General features: G+C 64.5%; 20 protein-coding genes. 14 read left to right on the top strand and 6 right to left on the bottom strand.

The window, feature by feature from the left end; translation table 11 throughout:
- The first annotated feature begins 24 nt into the window (after nucleotides 1-24).
- The 3 genes from yidC to murI are packed head-to-tail and all read left to right on the top strand — an operon-like array spanning nucleotide 25 to nucleotide 3,827.
- Nucleotides 25-1,686, top strand: a complete 1,662-nt coding sequence (gene yidC, locus H6955_15460) for a membrane protein insertase YidC (GenBank protein MCP5314954.1) — start codon at nucleotides 25-27, stop codon at nucleotides 1,684-1,686.
- 6 nt (nucleotides 1,687-1,692) lie between these two features.
- Nucleotides 1,693-3,045, top strand: a complete 1,353-nt coding sequence (gene mnmE / locus H6955_15455; GenBank protein MCP5314953.1) for a tRNA uridine-5-carboxymethylaminomethyl(34) synthesis GTPase MnmE — start codon at nucleotides 1,693-1,695, stop codon at nucleotides 3,043-3,045.
- Nucleotides 3,042-3,827: a glutamate racemase gene (gene murI, locus H6955_15450; GenBank protein MCP5314952.1), complete on the top strand. Its 786-nt coding sequence runs from the start codon at nucleotides 3,042-3,044 to the stop codon at nucleotides 3,825-3,827. The genes mnmE and murI overlap by 4 nt, the downstream gene beginning before the upstream one ends.
- A gap of 15 nt (nucleotides 3,828-3,842) precedes the next feature.
- Here the strand turns inward: murI and H6955_15445 are convergent, their stop codons facing one another.
- The 4 genes from H6955_15445 to H6955_15430 all read right to left on the bottom strand — a co-directional run bounded on the left by H6955_15445 (nucleotide 3,843) and on the right by H6955_15430 (nucleotide 8,321).
- Nucleotides 3,843-5,807, bottom strand: coding sequence for a DUF3488 domain-containing protein (locus tag H6955_15445; protein ID MCP5314951.1), 1,965 nt, complete (start codon nucleotides 5,805-5,807; stop codon nucleotides 3,843-3,845).
- Nucleotides 5,800-6,738: a DUF58 domain-containing protein gene (locus H6955_15440; GenBank protein ID MCP5314950.1), complete on the bottom strand. Its 939-nt coding sequence runs from the start codon at nucleotides 6,736-6,738 to the stop codon at nucleotides 5,800-5,802. Before H6955_15440 ends, H6955_15445 begins: the two co-directional genes overlap by 8 nt.
- Nucleotides 6,739-6,740: 2 nt before the next feature.
- Nucleotides 6,741-7,685, bottom strand: a complete 945-nt coding sequence (locus H6955_15435; protein ID MCP5314949.1) for an AAA family ATPase — start codon at nucleotides 7,683-7,685, stop codon at nucleotides 6,741-6,743.
- A gap of 102 nt (nucleotides 7,686-7,787) precedes the next feature.
- Nucleotides 7,788-8,321 carry a redoxin family protein gene (locus H6955_15430; GenBank protein MCP5314948.1) on the bottom strand — a complete coding sequence of 178 codons (534 nt, stop codon included), beginning with the start codon at nucleotides 8,319-8,321 and terminating at the stop codon, nucleotides 7,788-7,790.
- Nucleotides 8,322-8,436: 115 nt separating this feature from the next.
- On the opposite strand from H6955_15430, the gene mnmG reads away from it, so the two are divergent.
- Nucleotides 8,437-10,320, top strand: coding sequence for a tRNA uridine-5-carboxymethylaminomethyl(34) synthesis enzyme MnmG (gene mnmG, locus H6955_15425; protein ID MCP5314947.1), 1,884 nt, complete (start codon nucleotides 8,437-8,439; stop codon nucleotides 10,318-10,320).
- A 16-nt stretch (nucleotides 10,321-10,336) separates the two neighbouring features.
- Here mnmG and H6955_15420 read toward each other — a convergent pair whose 3' ends face one another.
- Nucleotides 10,337-13,792: a PAS domain S-box protein gene (locus H6955_15420; GenBank protein ID MCP5314946.1), complete on the bottom strand. Its 3,456-nt coding sequence runs from the start codon at nucleotides 13,790-13,792 to the stop codon at nucleotides 10,337-10,339.
- 172 nt (nucleotides 13,793-13,964) lie between these two features.
- A complete protein-coding gene (locus H6955_15415; protein ID MCP5314945.1) occupies nucleotides 13,965-14,576 on the bottom strand; it encodes a glutathione S-transferase family protein in 612 nt (203 codons plus the stop codon).
- Nucleotides 14,577-14,677: 101 nt separating this feature from the next.
- On the opposite strand from H6955_15415, the gene rsmG reads away from it, so the two are divergent.
- The 10 genes from rsmG (at nucleotide 14,678) to atpG (ending at nucleotide 22,347) form a co-directional block, all read left to right on the top strand.
- Nucleotides 14,678-15,322, top strand: coding sequence for a 16S rRNA (guanine(527)-N(7))-methyltransferase RsmG (gene rsmG / locus H6955_15410; GenBank protein MCP5314944.1), 645 nt, complete (start codon nucleotides 14,678-14,680; stop codon nucleotides 15,320-15,322).
- Between the two features lie 112 nt (nucleotides 15,323-15,434).
- Nucleotides 15,435-16,223, top strand: coding sequence for a ParA family protein (locus H6955_15405; GenBank protein MCP5314943.1), 789 nt, complete (start codon nucleotides 15,435-15,437; stop codon nucleotides 16,221-16,223).
- A 2-nt stretch (nucleotides 16,224-16,225) separates the two neighbouring features.
- Nucleotides 16,226-17,110, top strand: coding sequence for a ParB/RepB/Spo0J family partition protein (locus H6955_15400; protein MCP5314942.1), 885 nt, complete (start codon nucleotides 16,226-16,228; stop codon nucleotides 17,108-17,110).
- Nucleotides 17,111-17,245: 135 nt separating this feature from the next.
- Nucleotides 17,246-17,614 carry an ATP synthase subunit I gene (locus tag H6955_15395; protein ID MCP5314941.1) on the top strand — a complete coding sequence of 123 codons (369 nt, stop codon included), beginning with the start codon at nucleotides 17,246-17,248 and terminating at the stop codon, nucleotides 17,612-17,614.
- 20 nt (nucleotides 17,615-17,634) lie between these two features.
- Nucleotides 17,635-18,501, top strand: a complete 867-nt coding sequence (atpB, locus tag H6955_15390; protein MCP5314940.1) for a F0F1 ATP synthase subunit A — start codon at nucleotides 17,635-17,637, stop codon at nucleotides 18,499-18,501.
- Between the two features lie 42 nt (nucleotides 18,502-18,543).
- On the top strand, nucleotides 18,544-18,777 hold the full coding sequence (atpE, locus tag H6955_15385) for a F0F1 ATP synthase subunit C (GenBank protein MCP5314939.1): 234 nt from the start codon (nucleotides 18,544-18,546) through the stop codon (nucleotides 18,775-18,777).
- 46 nt (nucleotides 18,778-18,823) lie between these two features.
- Entirely contained in the window at nucleotides 18,824-19,294 is a 471-nt protein-coding gene (locus tag H6955_15380; GenBank protein MCP5314938.1) for a F0F1 ATP synthase subunit B, read from the top strand.
- A gap of 9 nt (nucleotides 19,295-19,303) precedes the next feature.
- Entirely contained in the window at nucleotides 19,304-19,843 is a 540-nt protein-coding gene (locus H6955_15375) for a F0F1 ATP synthase subunit delta (protein MCP5314937.1), read from the top strand.
- A 14-nt stretch (nucleotides 19,844-19,857) separates the two neighbouring features.
- The gene (locus H6955_15370; protein ID MCP5314936.1) at nucleotides 19,858-21,399 is read left to right on the top strand and encodes a F0F1 ATP synthase subunit alpha; all 1,542 of its coding nucleotides are present in this window, start codon (nucleotides 19,858-19,860) and stop codon (nucleotides 21,397-21,399) included.
- Nucleotides 21,400-21,477: 78 nt separating this feature from the next.
- Complete coding sequence (gene atpG / locus H6955_15365) at nucleotides 21,478-22,347, top strand: F0F1 ATP synthase subunit gamma (GenBank protein ID MCP5314935.1); 870 nt, start codon at nucleotides 21,478-21,480, stop codon at nucleotides 22,345-22,347.
- The last annotated feature ends 50 nt before the right edge of the window (nucleotides 22,348-22,397 follow it).

The following is a 22,397-nucleotide window of genomic DNA, read 5'->3' as shown; positions in this document are numbered from 1 at the left end:
GGCACGCAATCCAGTTTGGTTCCTATGGATAACGTTCGTCTGCTCCTGTTCATGGCCCTGGCGTTTCTCGGCATGCTGCTCTACCAGGCGTGGCAGCAAGACTACGCGACCCCGGTACCTCAGACGCCGACCGCCGCTGCCACCGGCACCGCGCCGACTGCGCCGACTGATGCACCGGACGCCCCGTTGCAGGCCGATATCGATGGCCCCGGGGGGGTACCCGTGGTACCCGGCGGCACCGGTGCCCCGGCAAGCCAGGCGACGTTGATCCAGGTACGTACCGATCTGTTCGATTTAACAATCGATACCCGCGGCGGCACCATTGTCGACGCACGACTGATCGACTATCCCGTCGCCGTCGATCGTCCCGACGAGCCCTTCAGGCTGTTGAGCCAGCGGCCATCCGATTTCTTCATCCTCCAGTCTGGACTGCTGGGTGCGGACAAGTCGCGTCACCCTACCCACGAGGCGCTGTTCACCAGTGGCGAACAGCGCTACGTGCTCGAACCCGGCCAGGATATCCTCGACGTGGATCTGCATTGGCAATCGCCCGACGGTGTCGAGGTGACCAAACGCTACACGTTCCAGCGCGGCAGCCATGCGATCCGCCTGCAACACCTGCTCAAAAACGGCTCGCAGCAACCGTGGAGCGGTCGAGAATATCGTCAGCTGCAACGCGGCAAACCGACCGAGTCCGGCAATGCGTTCATGTACACCTACACCGGCGGCGCGGTGTACACCCAGGCGGACAAATACCAGAAATACGACTTCGAGGATCTCGGCGCCGGCAAGCTCGACCGCGACACGGTCGACGGCTGGGTGGCGATGATCCAGCACTACTTCCTCGCGGCGGTCGTACCGCCGCGTGCCCAACAGCAGCATTTCTACGGCAAGGGTCTGGACAACGGTCGTGCGGTGATCGGCGCCTACACCCCCGTCCTCAACGTCGCGCCGGGCGAGCAGTCGAGCTTCGGCGGTACCCTGTTCATCGGCCCGAAGCTACAGGCGGAACTTGCCGAGATTGCCGAAGGCCTCGACCTGACGGTCGACTACGGCTGGCTGGTGTTCATCGCCAAGCCGATGTACTGGGTGCTCGAACAGATCCAGGGTTTCGTCCATAACTGGGGCTGGACCATCATCATCTTCACCATCCTGATCAAGCTGGCGTTCTTCAAGCTTTCCGAGACCAGTTACCGCTCGATGGCGAACATGCGCAAGTTGACGCCGCGCATCCAGGCGCTGAAGGATCGTTACGGCGACGACAAGCAGCGCATGCAGCAGGCGATGATGGAGATGTACAAGACGGAGAAGATCAATCCGCTCGGCGGCTGTCTGCCGATGCTGGTGCAGATACCGTTCTTCATCGCGCTTTACTGGGTCCTGCTGGAGAGCGTCGAATTGCGTCAGGCGCCGTGGATCCTGTGGATCGACGACCTGTCGATAAAGGACCCTTTCTTCGTTCTGCCGGTCATCATGGGTATCTCGATGTTTGTCCAGCAGAAGCTGAACCCGCCGCCCCCCGACCCGATGCAGGCGAAGATCATGTTGGCGCTGCCGCTGGTGTTCACGGTGATGTTTGCGTTCTTCCCGTCCGGCTTGGTGCTGTACTGGGTGGTGAACAATCTGCTGTCGATCGCGCAACAATGGGTCATCACCAAGCGTATCGAGGAAGGCGCCAAGGCCTGAACTATCGTGGCCGAACCGGCTACCGACACCATCGCTGCGATTGCGACACCGCCCGGCCGTGGGGCGGTCGGCATCGTGCGTGTATCCGGCCCGAAGGTCGCGGCGATCGCGCACGGGGTTCTGGGGCGGCTGCCGCAACCACGCACCGTGCAGTTCGCGACCTTCCGTGACGCCGCCGGCACGCCGCTCGATCAGGGCATTGCGCTGTATTTTGCGGCGCCGGCGTCTTTTACCGGCGAGGACGTGCTCGAACTTCAGGGACATGGCGGTGCCGTTGTCATGGATCTGTTGCTTCGGCGCGTCGTCGAGCTCGGTGCCAGACTTGCCGACCCCGGCGAATTCAGCCGCCGTGCCTACCTCAACGACAAGCTCGATCTCGCGCAGGCCGAGGCGATAGCCGATCTGATCGACAGCCAGACCGCGGCCGCGGCCCGGTCAGCGCTGCGGTCACTCAGCGGCGAATTTTCGACCCGGGTGAACGCGCTGCGCGAGGCGATCACGCGACTGCGCATGTATGTCGAAGCCGCGATCGACTTTCCCGAAGAGGAGATCGATTTCCTCGCCGATCAGCGCGTCATCATCGATCTGGACGCCCTGGTCCAGCGCGTCGACACGCTGCTCCAGGGCGCACACAACGGTCGCCTGCTTCACGACGGCATCACCCTGGTCATCGCCGGGCCCCCGAATGCCGGCAAGTCCAGCCTGTTGAACGCGCTGACGGGGCAGGACAGCGCCATCGTCACGCCAATCCCGGGCACTACCCGCGACATTCTGCGCGAGCACATCGCGATCGATGGTTTGCCGGTGCACGTGATCGACACCGCGGGCCTGCGCGACACCGGCGACGTCGTCGAACGCGAAGGCGTGCGGCGCGCGCGAGCCGCGTTGGCCCAGGCCGATCATGCGCTGTGGGTGTTCGATGGCCACGATGATCCGCACGCCAGCGGGCTGGCCGACGCCGGTCTGCCGCCGGGCCTCGGCATCACCCGCGTCCGCAACAAGGCCGACCTGACCCGCGTCGCCCCGGGACTGCACGACGTCGAGGGTACGCCCGAGGTCAGCCTTTCTGCCAAGACCGGTGCCGGCGTGGACAGCCTGCGCGCGCATCTGAAACACCTGGTCGGGTTCGACGCGATCGGCGAAGGTGATTTCAGCGCCCGCCGGCGCCACCTCGATGCCCTGCGACGCGCGCACGATCACCTGCTCGACGGCAGACGGGCCCTCCACCAGGGACATGCCGGTGAGCTGCTTGCCGAAGACCTGCGCCTGGCACAAGCAGCGCTCGGAGAGATCACAGGCGAGTTCACGGCGGACGATCTGCTGGGCGAGATCTTCAGCCGTTTCTGTATCGGCAAATGACCGCTCAGGCGGCCATTGGCTTTTTCGACTCCGGCGTCGGTGGCCTCAGCGTGCTGCGACATGCGCTGGACCAGGTCGATGGTGCGCCGCTGCTGTATGTCGCCGATTCGGCATATGCTCCTTACGGTGGGCGCACACCGGATGAGGTGATCGAGCGCTGCCGCGTGATCACGCGCTTCCTGATCGAACAGGGCGCCACGGCGATCGTGGTTGCATGCAACACCGCCACTGCCATTGCGGTCGACATCCTGCGCCGCGACTTCGACATGCCGATCGTCGGTATGGAGCCGGCCCTGAAGCCGGCCGCACAATTGACGAATACCGGTCGGGTGGCGGTACTGGCAACCCAGGGCACGCTGGGGAGCGACCGCTATGCGCGCCTGCTTTCTGTGCATGGTCGTTCTATCCAGGTCTATCAGCGAATCTGTCGGCACTGGGTGGAGGCCGTCGAAGACGGTGATCTGGAAAGTCCGCGGGTATTCGATCTGGTCAACGCCGAACTGCAGCCCTTGCATCGGGAGGGTGTGGACACCTATGTCCTGGGATGTACGCATTTCCCGTTTCTCGCGACGACGATCCGCCGTGTGGTCGGCGATCAGGTGCACCTCGTCGATCCGGGTCCGGCGGTCGTCGCGCAACTGCGCCGCCGGCTCTCGATCACCCGTGAATCACCGAGCCCATCGGGTGTTCGTCTGTTCAGCTCCGGTTCGGACGCCGGACTGCAGCGCCGGGCCGCGCAGCTGATCGGCCTGCAGGCACCGTCCGACCGGCTACCGGTGTGACCCTTCCGCGATGCATCACCGCAACCTGAGCCTGCGGATCCGGCGGCGCAGCGCGCCCAACTGGGCATTGTCCTGCCGCCGCCCATAACGCAGCTGGACATACAGACGACTGATCGCCGTGAACTGTTCGCAGGCACCCGGATAGTGCCGGCAGGCGGTTGCGCAGAGGGTATCCGGACCGTACCAGACCGCGGTCGGCACACCGGCGCGGCGCAGTTTCTCTACATAGCGCTGCCAGACGGCATGCAAGGGGTCGATCTTTCTCGGCCGTGGAATCCTGGCCACCAGGAACACGAACGCCGCTGCGAAAGCACTGCCCGCAATCAGCAGTGCGGCCAGACCCACGCCACGCAGGTGGCTGAGCCCGAACCTGCCGAGCAGACTCTCCTGGCGCTCGGCACTGAACCCGATCACCCAGCGGTGCCAGTTGAGATCCACCGCGTCGGCGAACCACACCGCCTCCCGCATCAACGAGGCCAGCGCACTGAGGTCGCCGGTGCGGAAAACGACCCGGTCGGCGTCGCTGGAAAGCGCCGGATTGATCGGTTGTTCGACGCGTTCGGGCGCGACCGCCGCCGTCGGATCGACGCGCCACCAACCGTGCCCGGGTAGCCAGACCTCGGACCAGGCGTGTGCATCGGACTGGCGGATCACCCAGTGTTCCGCATGCGGGTTGCGTTCGCCGCCCTGATAACCGATCACCACCCGGGACGGGATGCCGGCCAGTCGCATCAGCAGTGCGAAACTGCCGGCGTAGTGCTCGCAGAATCCCCGTCGCGACTCGAACAGGAAGTCCTCGATCGGGTCGCCATGGGCGGTACCGGGCGAAAGGGTGTACACGAACGGCTGCTCGCGAAAATACCGCAGTGCACGTTCCACCAGTTGCAGCGGCTGTTGTGGATCGGTCTGCGCTTGCCAATCGGCCACCAAGGCGCGGACACGCGGCGCGACATGGTCCGGCAGTTGCAGTCCGTGGCGACGCTCAAAGGGGCTGAGCGCGTCCACCACGAGATCGGGATCGGAGCTGGCGCGGTAGCTGAACCGTCGGTTGACGCGCTGTTCGGCGACCAGTGCGTAGTTGCGATCGAGGCGTGCGCCTTGCGGTGCCTGGGTCACGATGTCCAGGCCGAACAGCCAGAATTCGCCGGTGGGTTCGAGGGTCACCTCGTAGTCCAGTGACTGTCGTCGGTCGCCGGTGGCTGGTGCCTGCAGCGGGCGTTTACCCGCGCTCCAGCGCCGGCCGTCGGTGTTCCACAATACCGGTCCGCGCCAGTAACGCTGTTCGGGCCGTGGAACACGATCGAAGAACTGCACCCGGAATGCAGTTGCGTTGGAGCGTGACAACTGTCCGATATTGCCGAGCGTCATCTCGTCGCTGATCCCAGTCACCGCGCTGGATGTGCTGATGGCCCATAACGGGCTCTGCAGGCGCGGAAAAAGGACGAATATCACCAGGGCGACCGGCAATGCTGCGGCCAGCATAGTGCCTGTCGTGCGCACCTGCTGAAGCGGGTCCACGCGCACCCGGTTCAGGCCGATCTGGATGGACACCAAGGTGGCGACACCGGCAAACAGGTAGATCGCCAGCCAGAGCGACTGGTTGTACAGAAACTGGGTCAGCACCAGGAAATAACCCAGAAACACGGTCACGTGAATATCGCGGCGCGTACGCAGTTCGAGCAGTTTCAGGCCGAGCATCACGATCAACACCGCGGTGCCGGTCAGGCGACCGTCATGCAGCCCGGTCGTGAACACGACCAGCGCGAGCACCAACGGCATCAGCAGTATCAGGCCCCAGCGACCGGGCATGACCCCGGGGTACCAGATCGCCAACAGCCGCCAGGCGGTCGCCAGGTAGAACAGCCCGAGGATCGTCGAACCCAGGTTCGAGGCGTGCGGTGCCATCAGTCCGCCGAGCAACAGCAGCAGCGCGCTCACCAGACGCGGCGGGATCGGCAACCTGGCGAGCGCGTCAGCCAAGCGGTCCCCCGTACAAAGCCAGGTGGCGCAGACATTGATGCCGGTGTGCAACCCCCAGAGACGGCTGCAGAATCAGGGTCGGCGTCTGCAGGCCATAGGGCTGTCCGCGGCGCTCGGCGTCCAGGACACCTCGGCTCAACGCCGAAAGCTTCGTCTCGGTGTCCGTACCCGGCGCGTCGTCCCAGCGCAACCACAGGGGTGCGGCCGCCTGGCCACTGAACACGCGGGTGTTGAGACCGCGATCGCGGGCGTAGCTCTTCCAGTCGATCTGTGCCGGCTGGTCACCGACCCGGTAGTTGCGCAGTCCCGCAAAGTCCTCGTTGCCCAGCCCGGCACCGGTCCCGTCGACGTCGCCGCCGTCTTGCAGCGGCGCATGCCAGGCCGGACCCGGTCGTGGGTAGACCAATAGCGGCCGATCGCAGTCGACATAGCACCAGGCACGGAACAGGCCGAGCGGGTACTGGGTACTGATCACCAGTCTCCCCGGGTGGTGTTCGCCCCGTCCCAGGCCGGAGACCGACAGCGTGCAGAGACCGTTGCCCCCGTCGGCGCGCAGGTCGAGCAGCGCCGGTTCCGCGCCGGAGACGGCCAGCTGGATGGCCGGTCGTTCGCGGGGTCCGGACAGCAGCTCGACGACGAAACGCGCCGGCTGACCAGCGAACGACGGAGGCCCGCCCTGACAGACCAGCTGCAGGCCGCGCAGATTGCGCCAGGTCTGGTAGATCGCATTGCCGGTCAGCGCGGCAAGCAGGAAGGTCAGCAGGTGGGCCGGATTGTTGCCGTAGTTCACCGAACCCAGCAGCATCAGGAACAGCAAGGCCCCGAAGATCAGGCCGTAGCGGGTCGGCAGGATGTAGATCCTGCGATAGCCGACCTCGGCATGTCCCCCCGGGTTGACGCGTTCTATCCGTGCCCAGTCGGCGAACGCCATCGTCAGGGAATGGCCACGCCTTCGATCAGCTCGCGCAGCTGTCGGGCGGTATCACCCTCGAGACTCGTCAGGCGGTGTCCCGCGACACTCGGCAAAACCGCCTGGACATCCTCGGGCACCACCTGGGCGCGACCATCGATCATCGCCCAGGCCCGCGCAGCACGCAGCAGCGCCAGGCCGGCACGCGGCGACAGACCCAACTCCCAATGTGGCGAGGCGCGCGTCGCCGCGAGTACGGCCTGCACATAGTCCAACAACGCCGGCGCCACGTGCACCTGGTCGACGTAGGCCTGCCAGGCGCGCAGCCCCTCGGCGTCGACCAGCGGGGACATGTCCTTGAGCAACAGGCGCCGGTCACCGCCGGCGAGCAGCGCGCGTTCCGCGTCGGGATCCGGGTAGCCGAGGCTGATGCGCATAAGGAAACGGTCGAGCTGCGATTCCGGCAGCCCGAAAGTACCGAGCTGATTGCGCGGGTTCTGGGTGGCAATCACGAAGAATGGATCGGGCAGTGCGCGGGTCTCGCCGTCTGCGGTCACCTGGCGCTCTTCCATCGCCTCGAGCAGGGCACTCTGGGTCTTGGGCGTCGCACGGTTGATCTCGTCGGCCAACACCAGCTGGGCGAACACGGGCCCCGGGTGAAAATGGAAGCGCCCCTCTTCACGGTCATAGATCGACACGCCGAGGATGTCCGCCGGCAGCATGTCGGCGGTGAACTGGATGCGCTGGAAGTCGAGACCGAGCAGGCGCGCGAGTACGTGTGCCAGCGTCGTCTTGCCGACCCCCGGGACGTCCTCGATCAGCAGGTGCCCACCGGCCAGCAGGCTGGTCAGCGCCAACCGAAGCTCTAGGCGCTTGCCGACGATCATCTGAGCGGCTTCGTCCAGGACCCGGCGCAGCAGCAGGTGGTCGCCGGGGGCGCGGGTATCGTTGAGCACGGCTTTCTGCATGGATAACGGCATCTTGGGAGGCGACTGACAGGCAGCGTATCGGCGGAACGCGGCAAAACTCCACCCGCAGCGCGCGCTGCCGGTGATCAGTTTGCCACCCCTTCAGGATTCGGCAAGCAGCGCCCGGATTTGTTCCTCCACCTGGCGCGCCCTGGCGTCACCGGCATGCGTCTCGCCGACGAATGAGGCGCGAATTCGGCCGCGCCTGTCGACCAGGTAGTAGGCCGGCCAATAGCGATTGCCGAGCGCCCGCCAGTACGCGAAGTCGTTGTCCATCATGACCGGGTGGTGCAGCTCGAACTCGGCGATCTTGGCGGCGACGCGGTCGGCGTCGCGCTCGTGATCGAACTCCGGACTGTGGATGCCGATGACGCGCAGACCGCGGTCGGCATAGCGCTGTTCGAGGTCCCTGAGCCAGGGAAAGGAGCGGTAGCAGTTCCAGCAATCGTAGGTCCATACATCGACCAGCAGTACCTGGCCGCGCAGGTCGTGAACCGAGAGCGGCGGACTGTTGAACCAATGCTCGGCGCGGGTGGTCGTGAATTCCGGCAGCGGTTGCGGATCGGCTGCGGCCACCACGCTGGTCAGCAGCAGGCACAGGGCCGGTATGAGCAAAGGACGGTGATTGGCATGCATTCGGGTACCTCCGGTGTCACCCAGATAGACCGCACATGCCGGCGGCTGATTACACCCGTGACGACCACAGGCCCCGTGAACTAGAATAAGCGACTGTTTTTGTAGGGATAAACCGATGTTTCATGCAGACGCCTACGACGTGATCGTGGTCGGCGGTGGCCATGCCGGCAGTGAAGCGGCACTCGCCTCGGCGCGTATGGGCATGCGCACCCTGTTGCTGTCGCACAGTATCGAGACCCTGGGTTCGATGAGTTGCAACCCGGCGATCGGCGGAATCGGCAAGGGTCACCTGGTCCGGGAGGTCGATGCCCTGGGTGGCCTGATGGCGCGTGCCGCCGACCGCGGCGGCATCCAGTTTCGCACCCTGAACTCGCGCAAGGGCCCGGCGGTGCGGGCGACGCGCGCACAGGCTGATCGCGTGCTGTACCGGGCGGCGGTGCGTGACGCGCTGCAGAACACGCCGAACCTCGACCTGTTCCAGCAGGCGGTCGATGACCTCATCGTCGAGCAAGGGCGGGCCACCGGCGTGGTGACCCAGATGGGCCTGCGGTTTCGCGGCAAGGCGGTCGTACTGACGGTCGGCACTTTCCTGGGTGGACGAATCCACATCGGTCTGGAGAACTACGAGGGCGGCCGCGCCGGAGATCCGCCGAGCAATGCCCTCGCCCACCGCCTGCGCGAGCTGCCGTTCAACGTGCGTCGCCTGAAGACCGGCACGCCGCCGCGCATCGATCGCCGGACGATCGATTTCACGCAGCTCGAGGTGCAGCCGGGCGATGATCCTGAGCCGGTGTTCTCATTCATGGGCAGTCGCGCCGAACACCCGCGTCAGGTGCCCTGCCACATCACGCGTACGAATGCGCATACGCACGCGGTGATCCGCGGCGGCATGTCGCGCTCGCCGATGTATACCGGGGTCATCGAGGGGGTCGGTCCGCGCTACTGTCCCTCGATCGAAGACAAGGTCGTGCGGTTCGCCGACAAGGATTCGCACCAGATCTTCATCGAACCCGAGGGCCTGACCAGCCACGAGGTGTACCCGAACGGCATCTCGACCTCGTTGCCCTTCGACGTGCAGTGGGAACTGGTGCGTTCGATGCGGGGCTTCGAACAGGCACGCATCACCCGACCCGGTTATGCGATCGAGTACGATTTCTTCGATCCGCGCGACCTGCACAGCTCGCTTGAGACCAAGTTCGTCGAGGGCCTGTTCTTCGCCGGGCAGATCAACGGCACCACCGGCTACGAAGAGGCGGCGGCGCAAGGTCTGCTGGCCGGTTTGAACGCCGCGTTGCAGGTGCAGGGCAATGACAGCTGGTCGCCACGCCGCGACGAGGCCTACCTCGGGGTGCTGGTCGACGACCTGATCACCCGCGGCACCCTGGAGCCTTATCGGATGTTCACCTCGCGCGCCGAGTATCGATTGATGTTGCGCGAGGACAATGCCGACCTGCGTCTGACCGAGACCGGTCGTCGGCTTGGCCTGGTCGGCGAGGCGCAGTGGGCGTTCTTCGACCGCAAACGCGAGGCGATCGCTCGCGAGCAACAACGCCTGCGCGATGCCTGGGTGCGTCCGGGCGACGTGGCCGCCCTGACGACACCTCCTGCCGGGGAACCGTTGCGGCGCGAGACGCGCGCGCTCGATCTGATCGCGCGCCCGGAATGGGCGCACGCGGCGGTCACAGGCCTCGCAAGCGTCGGTCCCGCTGCCATCGATCCGGAACTCCGCGACCAGGTCGTCGAACAGATCGATATCCAGGCGAAGTATTCAGGGTACATCGACCGTCAGCGAGACGAGGTGGAACGTACCCGACGCGCCGAGACGATCCGCCTGCCGCGCGATTTCGATTACGCGACCGTCAAGGGTCTGTCTGCCGAGGTCAGCGAGAAGCTCGCACGACACCGACCGGAGACGATCGGCCAGGCCGGCCGGATTCCCGGGGTCACCCCGGCGGCGGTCTCACTGCTGCTGATCCACCTGAAGAAGAAATCGGCCTGACCGCGACCGGTCGTGCTCATTCGCTCAGTGCGCGTTCCACGGTCGAGCCGGTCGGCTGGGGCCTGAGGGCCCCATCGTAGACGTAGTAGCGGTTCTTGCCGGCGGCCTTCGCCTGGTACATCGCCTGGTCGGCCTGGTTCAACAGATGCTGGGCATCGATATCGTTGCCCTGCGAGTAGAACGTTACCCCGATGCTCGCCGACAACTGCAGCTCGTCGTCGCCGATGCGCAGCGGTCGAGAGATCGCGGCAAGCAGCCGCGGCAGGCGTTCGATGCAGGCGATACTGTTCGGCAGGTCGGTCATCAGGGCGACGAATTCATCGCCGCCGAGACGCGCGACGGTATCGTGTGCGCGCAGCGAATTCCGCATGGCACCGGCGATCTCGATCAGCACGCGGTCGCCGAGGTCATGACCGAAGCGGTCGTTGATCTGCTTGAAGCCGTCCAGATCGACGTACAGCAGCGCGACCGTATTGCCGAGTCGGGAGGCCTGCGCAATGGCCAGACGGATGCGATCGTTCAACAATATCCGGTTCGGCAGCTGCGTCAGCGGATCGTAGTAGGCGATGTGCTCAAGGCGGTCCTGCTTGTCCTTGAGGGCCGTGATGTCAGAGAACATACCGACATAGTTGCAGATGTCGCCCTTGTCGTTGCGCAAGGCGCTGATCGACAACAGCTCCGCGTAGACCTCACCGCGCCGGTTGCGGTTGCGAATCTCTCCCTGCCAGTAGCCGTGTTCGGTGAGATCGCGCCACATCGAGGCGTAGAAGTCGGCGGAGTGATAGCCCGAATGCAGAAAGCGAGGATTCTGCCCGATCACTTCATCACGCCGGTAACCGGTGATGCCGACAAAGGCGGTGTTCACTTCGATGACGTTGGCCTGCGCGTCGGTGATCACAATGCCTTCCTGGGCGCTGTCGAAGACCGCTGCGGCCAGCCGCAACCGTTCCTCGGCGAGGTGTTGCTCGGTCACATCGGTGCAGACACCGACCCACTTCACCGTCCCCGTCTGCTCGTCCTGCACCGGCGAGCCCTGGTCGGTCAGGTACCGGTATTCGCCGTCTCCGCGCAATACGCGATAGTGGTGTTCGTAGAGTTCTGCCGTTTCGTCGCGCGCGGCCACGTCCCGGCGCAGCTGATCGACATCGTCGGGATGTACCAGGGACAGCCAGTCATCGAGATGACGAGGTGTCTTGCCCGGCGGCAGCGCGAAGAAGGCATCGGCGTCGCCGAACCAGTCCAGGCGCCCGTCCGAATGTGACTCGTAGATCAGGTCGTAGGTGATCTCGCCGGCGATGCGCAGCCGGTTTTCGCTGTCCTTCAGTGCCTGCTCGGCGAGTTTTCGTTCACCGATATCCAGATGTGTGCCGTACATCCAGAGTGGCTGGCCATCGTCGGACCAGTCGAGCACCTGGCCCCGGTCGAGCACCCAGACCCAGTGCCCGTCGCGATGCCGCATGCGCACCTCGCACTCGTAATAGGCGAGTTCGCCTGCGAAGTGGCGCCGCAGCAGCTCGCTCGACCGCGGCAGGTCGTCCGGGTGGACGAACTGCGTCCAGGTGTCGATGCTCACCGGCATCAACTCGGCGAGCCGGTAGCCGATGATCTCGGCCCAACGTTCGTTGAACCGTGTCTCGCCGCTTTGCACGTTCCAGACCCAGGTACCGACACGGGTACCTTCGATCACCGCTGCGAGGCGATTTCGTTCGTCCGCGAGCGACAGCTCGAGCGCCTTGAGCGATGACTGGTCGACCAGATAGCCCCGTATCAATCGCACCTGGCCATCCGGGTCACGATCGATCTGGACGAACTGGCGATACCAGGCGTAAGCGCCGTTCTTGTGACGCAGGCGGAACGATTGCTCGAAACGTTCGCCGCCGGTCGCGAGGTAGTGCTGCAGTTCGTCGTGGACCGACGTCAGGTCGTCCGGGTGAATGGCATCCGCGAGCTTCATCGCACCCGCGGCGACCTCGTCTTCGGCGTAACCGAGGATCGCCTGTACGTTGCTCGAGACCTGCTGTACCGGCCAGCCCGGCTCGGGCGTCAATGCAAACACCACCACGGGACCTGCCGAGAACAGATCGCGCTCCCGCGCCAGCGCGCGCTCCGCACTGACACGGTCGGTCACATCGTGGATGATCGTGAACACCACCACTTTTCCATCCAGCTCGATCGGCGACGGGTGGATCTCGACCTCGCGCACTGCGCCATTGGCCAGGCGGTGCTGACGGTGCAGTTGCTGTTTGCGCCCGGCCAGCACGTCGTCGCGTATCGCCGACAACTGTTCAAAGCTCAGCGCGTCCAGTTCCTGTATCGACATGCCGGCGAGTTGCGTCAGGTCGTACCCGTAATACTTTGCGGCGGCTGCGTTGCCCTCGATGATGACGTGATTCGCCGGATCCATCAGCAGCATGGGCGCGGTGTTGTTCTCGAAAAATGCCCGGAAATGCGCCTCGCTCTCTCGCAGCATCTGTTCCATGCGCCGGCGCTCGGAGACGTCGCGTGCGAAACCGATCGTGCCCAGCAGGTCGCCGCGTTCGTCGACCACAGGCGCTTTGTAGGTCTCGACCCAGCGTCGTTCGCCGTCCTGCGCCAGTTCTTCCTGAACCTCGCGACTGCGTCGCGTCGTCATCACGTGCTGATCGTCGGCCCGGTAGGCATTGGCCAGATCGGTCGGCCAGAGATCGAAGTCGCTCTTGCCGATCAGCGCACGGCTTTCGGAGAGGCCTGCAGCGGCTGCAACGTGCTGATTGGCGGCCAGGAAGAGACCCTCGGTGTCCTTGAGCCAGACCATGAAAGGGAAGTTGTCGATCAGGGCACGTTGATAGCTCGCGCGTTTTCGCAGTTCTTCTTCGGTACGCCGGAGCTCGGTGACGTCGTGACAGATGCCCACGATGCCGGCCAGTTTGCCCGCGTCGTCAAACACCGGAACCCGCGTTGTGAGCAGCAGTGAGCTGTGACCGGTGCTCGCGAACCTGAACCACTCCTCGTCGTCCACGGGACGACCGGACTCGCTCGCGACCGCGTCCCGACGCCGCGCCTGGCGAGCCTGCTCGGCGCTCGTGAGTTCGAACATGGTGCTGCCGACGATGTCGGCGATGGACTTGCCGAACAACGCGGCGAACGCCGGATTGCACGCGAGGAACACCCCGTTCCGGTCCTTCATCCAGACCGGGTCCGGCAGGCTGGAGAGAATGCTCTGGTGGCCGGTGGCGGCGAGGACCAGGCGTTGCTGAGCTGCCTGCAGTTGGCGACCTCGCCGGACCAGGGCGATCAACAGCGCAAGGCACAACAGCGTGGTCAGACCGAGCGAAAGTGCCATCTGCGACGTCGCCGACGCGTTATCGACAACAGGGAGCCATCCGGACGCGACGGTCTCCGCACCCACTTTGCCCACCAGGCAAAACCCGGCCGCGACCGCCCACAGCATCGGCGATCGGCCACCCGGCATTGCGTAACCCCTACCCGCCATCAGTTTTCCGGTCTATGGATGCTCCGCCCGAGGCCCTGCTGCCGTTTCTCATGTACCCGGCCGGCCGCCGCGGCGGCACTCGCCGGGCCTCACGCGAACCGGCGCCGGCTTCGTCGAAAGTTGGCGGCGGCCGGCGGGAATTATTGAGCGTATTGGCGGATAAGGATTGGATTCAGCGATGTTGCGCCGCACGTCGTGCCGGGCGGTCCAGGCAACGCCGCAGCCAACCCTGCAACGCGGGATAATCGGCAAGGTGGACGTGCGCAGGCAGGCACCAGGCGAGCACCGAGGCGACGTTGAGGTCGGCGACACTGAAGGTCGCACCCAGGAGATAATCGTCCCGCTCCAGCGCGTCATTCAGCACGCCGAACGGCTGGCGGAGGATGCCGAGATTACGCTTCACCTTCTCAGGGTCGCGCTTTTCCTCGGGCAGGATCCGTTTGTGCATCAGCACACTCAGCAGTGCGTGCTCGACCTCGGTCATCACCCAGAACGACCATTGCCAGGTGAGCGCCTCGCCCTCGATATTGTCCGGCCACAGGCCCTTTTCGACACCGTACTTGCGTGCCAGGTAGAGATTGATCGCCATCGACTCCCAGAGCACGAACCCGTCGTCCACCAGGGTCGGGATGCGCGCATTGGGATTGAGTTTCAGGTAGGCGGGGTCACGCAGCGCGTCACCGCGATAGTCCAGAGCGACCTGCTGGTAATCCAGGCCCAGTTCGTGCACGAGCCACAGTGGTCGGAATGCGCGCGACTGGGTAATACCGTGAATCTGCAGCATCTGCTTGGCCAGGTAGCGAACAAAACGCGGATCTTAGCCAGCCGGTCCACGCCTGCACAGCGTGACCGGGCGTGCCCGACGGCTTCACGTAGAATCGCACGATGCAGACGCCCATCGACATCCCCACCAGCTGGCCGCCTCAGCTTTCCGACGGATTGGCGGCGCTCGGGCTGGACCTTGCACCGGACCGGCAGCAGTTGCTGCTGGCGTTCCTCGGCCTGCTGGCGCACTGGAATCGTGCGTTCAATCTCACCGCGGTGCGCGATCCGGCCGTGATGGTACGCCGCCAGCTGCTGGACAGCCTGGCGATCCTTCCGTGGGTCGTGGAGGGGCCGGTGCTGGACGTGGGCAGCGGCGGCGGATTGCCCGGCATCCCGCTCGCGATCGCGCGACCCGGGCTCGCGTTCACCCTGCTCGACAGCAATGGCAAGAAGGTGCGCTTCCTGCGCCAAGTGGTCGGCGAACTCGAACTGCGCAACGTCGAGGTCGTTCAGGAACGCATCGAGCGTCTCGACCGGGCGGCGCACTACCGGCACATTGTCTCACGTGCCTTCGCATCGTTGTCGGATCTGACCGTCGCCAGCCAGGGCTTGCTGGCACCCGGTGGCGACTGGCTGGCGATGAAAGGCGCCGACCCAAGCGAGGAGATAGCGGCGCTGCCGGCCGGGCTGATCGCCGAGATTCACCCGCTGCGCGTGCCCGGCGAGCCGGCTGCCCGCCATTTGGTGATCGTGCGTACCCGCTGAACCCGCTCCGCGGGCGATACGGGTTTGCCGGGGTATCGTGGTCGGCGGCGCGTGGTTATGATTGACGGCCGGCCGCCGGGCCGACGTGAAAACAAGATCCGGGCAGACCACCATGGGACGAATCATCGCTGTTGCCAACCAGAAGGGCGGTGTTGGCAAGACCACGACTGCGGTCAACACGGCCGCCGCGCTGGCCGCCATGCAGCGGCGGGTACTGTTGGTCGACCTCGATCCGCAAGGCAATGCCACGATGGGCAGCGGGATCGACAAGTACGCGCTCGAGCGCTCGACACTCGAGGCGCTGCTCGGCGATGCTCCTGTCGCGGAATGCCTGCAGCGCGCCGAAGCGGCCGGATACGACGTGCTGCCGGCGAACAGTGACCTGACCGCGGCCGAGGTGCGCCTGCTCGAGGCACCGCTGCGCGAGCGTCGACTCGCGCTCGCGCTGGACGCGGTGCGAGAGCATTACGACTATCTGCTGATCGACTGCCCGCCTTCGCTGAACATGCTGACGCTGAACGCGCTGGTCGCCGCCGACAGCGTTTTGGTGCCGCTGCAGACCGAGTACTACGCGCTCGAGGGGCTGTCGGCGCTGCTCGCGACCGTGCAGCAGATAAAGGACCACCGCAATCCGCGCCTGGAGATGGAGGGCATCGTGCGTACCATGCACGACCCGCGCAACAACCTGGACAATCAGGTGTCGGCGCAGCTGATCCAGCACTTCGGTGACAAGGTGTTTCGAACGATGATCCCGCGCAACGTCCGGGTCGCCGAGGCACCGAGTCACGGTCTGCCGGTGATGCTTTATGATAGGAGTTCGCGCGGGGCGATCAGCTACATGGCCCTGGCCAGCGAGATGACCCGGCGTCACCTGCCTTCGTCCACCAACCCAGCGGCTTGAACATGGTAAAGAAACGAGGCCTCGGTCGCGGACTCGACGCCCTGCTGGGCGGCGCACAATCTGCGGCTACGGAACCCCAGCAGCCGGCGGCCGAGCCGGCGGCGGTCCCTGGCCCGGCACACAGCCTGGGCGTGGACCAGATCCGCCGTGGCCGCTATCAGCCGCGCCGCAACTTCGATGAAGACAAGCTGCGTGAACTGGCCGACTCGATCACCGCCCAGGGCATGGTGCAGCCGATCGTGGTGCGTCCGGTCGGTGACCAGCAGTACGAGATCATCGCCGGGGAGCGTCGCTGGCGCGCCGCGCAGATCGCCGGGCTGGCCGAGGTACCGGTGGTGATCCGCGACGTCGACGACAGGTCGGCGATGGCGATGGCGCTGATCGAGAACATCCAGCGCGACGACCTCAATCCGCTCGAAGAGGCGAGCGCGCTGCACCGCCTGCTGAACGAGTTCGAGCTGACCCACCAGCAGGTCGCCCAGGCTGTGGGTAAGTCGCGCACCACGGTCACCAACCTGATCCGCCTGCTCGATCTGAATCCCGAGGTCAAGGCGCTGGTCGAACGCGGTGAACTCGAGATGGGCCACGCGCGCGCGCTGCTCGCGCTGAGTGGCCCGACGCAGACCGAGGCGGCGAACACGGTGGCGGCGAAGGGCCTCTCGGTCCGCGAGACCGAGGCCCTGGTGCGGCGCCTGGGGCAGCCGAAGACCCCGGCCGCCGGCAGCGCCGAGGAAACCGACCCGGATGTGCGCCGACTGCTCGCCGAATTGACCGAGCGTCTCGGTGCGCGGGTGGCGCTGCAGCAGGGCACCGGGGGCAAGGGGCGGCTGGTGATCAGCTACAACACCCTGGAGGAACTCGAGGGGATTCTCGATCACATCCGCTGACCGTGCCGCGCCCCCCAATTACCCTAGGGTTACTCTTTATATTTCTTATCAGACGATCGTTTGACCTTATACGGCTCAATTCTTATACTGCGCGCGCTTTTTGGCGGTCCGATTTGCGGCTCAGGGATGCAGTAGATGCAGAATCTTGACGCCCGTCGGGCCAGACGGATACTCGCTGCGCAGGCCCTCGCCACACTGGTAGTCACCCTGTTCGGGCTGGCATTCGGCCTCAGGGAGGCGTTGTTTGCGTTGCTCGGGGGCGGCATCGCAACGGTAGCGAACGCCTTATTCGCCTACTGGGTGTTTGGGCGTTACCGGGCGGCGGAGCCAGGCAGGCTGGTATCCCAGTTTTACGGCGGCGAACTCATCAAGTTGGGGTTCGTCGCGGCGACTTTCGCGGTGGTGATCCTGGGGATGGATCCGCTGCGCCCGCTGGCCTTGTTTGGGGCCTTTTTTGTAGTACAGGTGTTACCTCCGTTGCTGGCGAATCGCATCGCCGGTTGAAGCAGACAGAAGAGACGAAGATGGCTGGTTCCGAAACCCTGACCTCCGGCGAGTACATCAAGCATCACCTGACGAACCTGACCTTCGGCCAGTTTCCGGATGGCCATTGGGGCGTCGCGCACAGCGCCGAACAGGCCAAGGAGATGGGCTTCTGGGCGATCCATCTCGATTCGATGTTCTGGTCGCTGTTCCTCGCCGCGCTGTTCGGTTACTTCTTCTACAAGGCTGCGCAGAAGGCGACCGCCGGCGTGCCCTCCGGCCTGCAGAACTTCGTCGAGATGATGGTCGACTTCGTCAACGAAAGCGTGCGCGGTTCGTTCTCCGGCAAGAACGACCTGGTTGCACCACTGGCGCTGACGGTGTTCGGTTGGGTGTTCCTGATGAACCTCATGGACCTGGTACCGGTCGATCTGATTCCCTACATCAGCGGCGTACTGGGCATACATCATATGAAGGTGGTACCGACCACCGACCCGAATGTCACGTTCGCGCTGGCGCTCGGCGTGTTTGCGCTGATCATTTTCTACAGCATCAAGATCAAGGGTGTCGGCGGCTTCGTCGGCGAGCTGACCGGGATGCCATTCGAGACCAAGAACCCGCTGCTGAAGCCGTTCTTCATGGCGATCAACCTGGTGCTCGAGGGTGTGAACCTGATCGCCAAACCCGTCTCTCTCGCGCTGCGTCTGTTCGGCAACATGTACGCCGGCGAGATGATCTTCATCCTGATTGCCGTGATGTACAGCGCCGGTTGGGCGCTCGGCATCTTCGGTGGCGTGCTGCAGCTCGGCTGGGCCATTTTCCATATCCTGATCATCACGCTGCAGGCGTTCATCTTCATGACGCTGACCATCGTGTACCTGGACATGGCGCACGCCGAACATCACTGATTTCTTTTCTCAACTACCTGATTGAACTAACGGGAGACAATCATGGAACAAGCTCTGCTGGTCATCGCTGCTGCGATCATGATGGGCCTGGGTGCCGTTGGCGCGGCGGTCGGCATCGGCGTCCTGGGCGGTCGCTTCCTCGAAGGCGCCGCGCGCCAGCCGGAACTCATCCCCATGCTGCGCACCCAGTTCTTCATCGTCATGGGTCTGACCGACGCCGTGCCGATGATCGCCGTGGGTCTGGGCATGTACGTACTGTTCGCGCTCGCCGGCTGATCCGCCTGACGCACTCCGTATCAACTCGTCTTAACGAGGCTTCGGGATGAATATCAACCTGACACTTATTGCCCAGCTGGTGTCCTTTGCGGTGTTCGTTTGGTTCACCATGAAGTACGTCTGGCCGCCGCTGGTCAAGGCGATGGACGAGCGCAAGTCCAAGATCGCCGAAGGCCTGGCCTCCGCCGAACGTGGTAAACACGAGCAGGAGCTGGCCCAGAAGCGGGCCAAGGACACGCTGCACGACGCGAAGCTGCAGGCCGCGGAGATCAAGTCGAATGCCGAGAAGCAGGCGGCGCTGATCATCGAAGAGGCGCGCGACAAGGCCAAGGAAGAAGGCGCCCGCCAGCTGGCTGCCGCACAGGCGGAGATCGAGCAGGCCACCAACAAGGCCCGCGAAGAGCTGCGCGCCAAGGTCGCCGCACTGGCGGTACAGGGTGCGGAAAAGATCCTGCGCAAAGAAATCGATGCCAGCGCCCACAGCGCGATCGTCGAAACCGTCGCCAACCAGATCTAAGGCAAGCGCATGGCCGGAGACGCTACAACCATCGCACGACCCTACGCCGAAGCCGTCTTCGCGCGTGCGGTAGAGACCGACAAGCTCGATCTGTGGTCTGACATGTTGGACCTGCTCGCCGTCGCGGCGCGCGACCCGGCACTGTCCGGACTGATCGCCAGCCCCAAACTCGACCGCGCGCAGATGACCGAACTCATGCTCGACATCGGCGGCGGCCGCCTGAGTGATGAAGGCCAGAATCTGGTCCGCGTGCTGGTCGCCAACGGCCGACTCGCGGTGCTGCCCGAGATCGCTGCACTGTTCGAGATCCGCAAGGCCGAACAGCAGGGTACGCTGGATGTCGAGGTCACCTCGGCTTTCGCGATGCCGGCGGCACAGGAGCAGCAGCTCGCCGATGCGCTGAAGCGCAAGCTCGGTCGGGAGATCCGCATCACCACGTCGCAGGACCCCGAACTGATCGGTGGCTTCAAGCTGCGTGCGGGCGACATGGTGATCGATGGCTCCGTATCCGGGCAGCTCGGCAAACTCGCCAACGAATTGGGAATCTAATTGGGTAAGCAATCATGCAACTGAATCCGTCCGAGATCAGCGAGCTGATCAAGAGCAAGATCGAAAAATTCGATCTGACCACCGAGGCCCACAACGAGGGCACCGTCGTGTCGGTTACCGACGGTATCGTGCGCATCCACGGCCTCGCCGACGTCATGTCGTACGAGATGCTGGAGTTCCCGGGTAACACCTTCGGGCTGGCGCTCAACCTGGAACGTGACTCGGTCGGTGCGGTGGTGCTCGGCGAGTACAAGCACATCTCGGAAGGCGATTCGGTGAAGTGCACCGGGCGCGTGTTGGAGGTGCCGATCGGTCCCGAACTGCTCGGTCGCGTCGTCGATGCGCTGGGCAATCCGATGGACGGCAAGGGCCCGATCAATGCCGCGCTGTCGGCGCCGATCGAACAGATCGCACCGGGTGTCATCGAGCGTAAGTCGGTCGACCAGCCGGTACAGACCGGTATCAAGGCCATCGACGCGATGGTGCCGATCGGCCGCGGCCAGCGCGAACTGATCATCGGTGACCGCCAGACCGGCAAGACCGCGATCGCCATCGACGCGATCATCAACCAGAAAGGCACCGGCGTTAAGTGTATCTACGTCGCGGTCGGACAGAAGAACTCGTCGATCGCGGCAATCGTGCGCAAGCTCGAAGAGCACGGCGCGATGGAGCACACGATCATCGTCGCGGCGCCGGCTGCTGAATCGGCGGCGATGCAGTTCATCGCGCCTTACTCCGGCTGCACCATGGGCGAGTACTTCCGTGATCGTGGCCAGGATGCGTTGATCATCTACGACGACCTCACCAAGCAGGCCTGGGCATATCGCCAGGTGTCGCTGCTGCTGCGTCGTCCGCCGGGCCGCGAGGCCTATCCGGGTGACGTGTTCTATCTGCACTCGCGTCTGCTCGAGCGCGCCGCGCGCGTCAATGCCGATTACGTCGAGAAGTTCACCAACGGCGAGGTGAAGGGCCAGACCGGTTCACTGACCGCGCTGCCGATCATCGAGACCCAGGCCGGCGACGTATCGGCATTCGTGCCGACCAACGTGATCTCGATCACCGACGGGCAGATCTTCCTCGAGTCGGATCTGTTCGCCGCCGGTCTGCGGCCGGCGATCAACGCCGGTCTGTCGGTGTCGCGCGTCGGTGGTTCCGCACAGACCAAGATCATCAAGAAACTCGGTGGCGGCGTGCGTCTGGCGCTGGCTCAGTACCGCGAACTGGCGGCGTTCTCGCAGTTCGCTTCCGACCTCGACGAGGCGACGCGCCGGCAGCTCGAGCGCGGTCAGCGCGTCACCGAGCTGATGAAGCAGCCGCAGTACTCGCCGTTGACGGTCAGCGAGATGGGGATCTCCTTGTTCGCCGCGAACGAAGGCTATCTCGACGACGTCGAGGTCAGCAAAGTGGTCTCGTTCGAGCGCGCGTTGCACAGCTACATGGCCGCGCAGCATGCGGATCTGGTCGCCAAGGTCAACGCCGAGGCCGGCTGGAACGACGAGCTCGAGGCGGCGTTCCACGGCGCGCTCAAGGACTTCAAGGCGAACCACAGCTGGTAATCGCAGCTTGTGTGATGCCGGTGGGCCTCGGGACGCCCACCGGGGTTCGATGGTCAATCCGAGAACATAAGGTTAGACATGGCAGGCGCTAAAGAAATCCGCACCAAGATTGCCTCCGTCAAGAGCACACAGAAGATCACCAGTGCGATGGAGATGGTCGCGGCGTCCAAGATGCGCAAGGCGCAGGACCGCATGCAGGCGACCCGCCCCTACGCCGAAAAGATGCGTCAGGTGATCGGCCACGTGGCGCTGGCCAACCCGGAATACAAGCATTCGTTCATGCATGCACGTCCGGTCAAACGGATCGGTTTCATCATCGTGTCGTCCGACCGCGGACTGTGCGGCGGCCTGAACAGCAACCTGTTCCGCCGCCTGGTGCGCGAGATCCGCGCCCTGCGTGAAGCCGGGACGGAAATCGAGTACTGCACCATCGGTACCAAGGCGCTGGGTTTCTTCCGCCGCGTCGGCGGCAAGGTGGTGGCACAGGCCACGCATCTCGGCGACGCGCCGCATATCGACGATCTCGTCGGTGCGGTGAAAGTGATGCTCGACGCCTACAGCAATGGCGAGATTGACGAGATCCGCATTGCGTACAATGTGTTCGTCAACACCATGACGCAGAAACCGACCGTCGAACAGCTGGTGCCCTTGGCCGAAGGCGCAGACGCCGAGCAACTCAAGCACCACTGGGATTACATCTACGAGCCCGGAGCGAAAGAGGTGCTCGATGGCCTGTTGACGCGTTACATCGAGTCGCTCGTCTATCAGACCGTGGTTGAGAACAGTGCCTGCGAGCAGGCCGCGCGCATGGTCGCGATGAAGTCGGCGACCGACAACGCCGGCAACCTGATTGATGAATTGCAGCTGATCTACAACAAGGCTCGCCAGGCAGCCATCACCCAGGAGATCTCCGAGATCGTGGGTGGCGCCGCAGCCGTGTCGAAGTGATCGGCAGCGAACGGAACGAATCCTAAGACTTAACGATTGAGATGCTGCCC

This window comes from Chromatiaceae bacterium, assembly GCA_024235395.1.
In the GTDB taxonomy this organism is placed as follows: domain Bacteria; phylum Pseudomonadota; class Gammaproteobacteria; order Chromatiales; family Chromatiaceae; genus Thiosocius.
The sequence above is the reverse complement of the archived record's forward strand: the minus strand, read 5'-3'. Positions and strand labels throughout refer to the sequence as shown.